This is a genomic window from Pseudomonas sp. PS02290 (genome assembly GCF_029960075.1).
Taxonomy (GTDB): domain Bacteria; phylum Pseudomonadota; class Gammaproteobacteria; order Pseudomonadales; family Pseudomonadaceae; genus Aquipseudomonas.
Map to the genome: position 1 here is coordinate 1 of NZ_JASCOY010000206.1, position 1448 is coordinate 1448.

General features: G+C 65.6%; 1 protein-coding gene and 1 pseudogene. One reads left to right on the forward strand and one right to left on the reverse strand.

From position 1 onward, the window contains the following. Window positions 1–141: pseudogene (locus QMX88_RS29245) on the forward strand (LysR family transcriptional regulator); the annotation flags it as partial. Here QMX88_RS29245 and QMX88_RS29250 read toward each other — a convergent pair. Next, a complete protein-coding gene (locus tag QMX88_RS29250; RefSeq protein ID WP_282373732.1) occupies window positions 138–1295 on the reverse strand; it encodes an MFS transporter in 1158 nt (385 codons plus the stop codon). The pseudogene QMX88_RS29245 and the gene QMX88_RS29250 sit on opposite strands and share 4 nt — an antisense overlap. Window positions 1296–1448 lie beyond the last annotated feature (153 nt).

Here is a 1448-nt window from a genome sequence, read left to right on the forward strand (position 1 = left end):
GAGCAATACGACGTCGAGCTGATCGGCCATACCGATGCCGTGACCGAGTCGTTCTACGCGATCTCGGTCGAGCGCAAGGTCAGGCACCCCGGCATCGTCGCGATTACCGAAGGCGCACGCCACCAGTTGTTCCCGGACTAGGCGTCGCAGGCTGCGGGGTTTGGGCGGACGGTCATCAGCAGCAGGGCCAGCAGAATCGACAGCAGAATGATGCCAGCCGCCGCGAAGCCCAGACTGCCAAGGCCCAGATGATCGATCACCCGCCCGCCAATGATCGCGCCAATGCCGATGCCCAGATTGGCCCCGGCGATGTTGAGCGATGCGGCGAAGGCCGGGGCCTGTGGCGCCGCTTTCATCAGCCGGACGTGGCTGACCAGAAACAGCGCCGCCTGGGTTGCGCCCCACACGGCCAACGCCAGGGCCAGCGCAGGCAGGGAATGCATGCTCGGCACCACCATGACCATGCCGCCGATCATGAACGTACAAAAGGTCAGGCTGGCGATCAGTGGGTGGCGATCCACCAACCGCCCGCCGAGTGAATTACCCAGCAAGCCCACCGCGCCGAAACACATCAGGCACCAGCCGACCACCGTGCCGTTGAAGCCGGCGAGGCGCTCGAGCATGTCCGCCAGGTACGTGTAGGCGGTGAACATACCGCTGAAGACCAGCACCGACAGCAGCACGTGGCCCTGCATCAACGGGCTGCGCAGAATGCGGAACTGGCTGCGGAACGAGGCCTGATCCTTGTGCACGCTGCGGGGCAGGTAAATGAACAGCAGCAGCGCCTTGGCGAACGCCATCACCGCGAGGACGGCGAAGGCGCTGCGCCAGCCGATGGCGTCCGAGATCAAGGTGCCGACGGGGATACCGAACACCGTGGCGCAGACGATACCGAAACCGATCTTGGCAATCGCGCGGCCGGCGTGGTCAGGGCCAACGATGTCCACGGCGGTTTCGCTGGCCAGGGCCCAGAACACCGGCAGCCCGAGGGCCGGGATCAGCCGCGCGGCGGCCATCACCCAAATGTTGGGCGCCAGCGCGGCAACGGCGTTGGAGACGCCAAACATGATCAGCACCGAAATAAACAGGCGCTTGCGCTCGAAGCGCGAAAAATACGCGGTCAGGAACGGTCCGAAGCAGGCCACCGTGAAGGCGAACAGCGTGACCAGCAAGCCGGCCTGGGGGATGGTGACGGCCAGGTCGCGGGCGATGGCGGGAAGCAGACCGACGATGACGAACTCTGTGGTCAGCACGGTAAAACCCGCAGCCGACAGCAGGTAGATGGGGAAAAACATGAAATCTCCAGAACGACAAAACGACCGGTCCTCGCGGAGCGGTCGATCGGATGTGGCGTGAATCAGGACGCGGAGGGTAACAGCGCCGGGGGGCGGGGGGGCCCGCGCGCCCCCCAAAAATTTTTGCGGCCCGCGCCCCCGCCCGCCCCGCCG

Bases quoted from the DNA above. Each gene is read 5' to 3' on its own strand.
- QMX88_RS29250 (WP_282373732.1), bottom strand. From the start codon at position 1,295: ATGTTTTTCCCCATCTACCTGCTGTCGGCTGCGGGTTTTACCGTGCTG.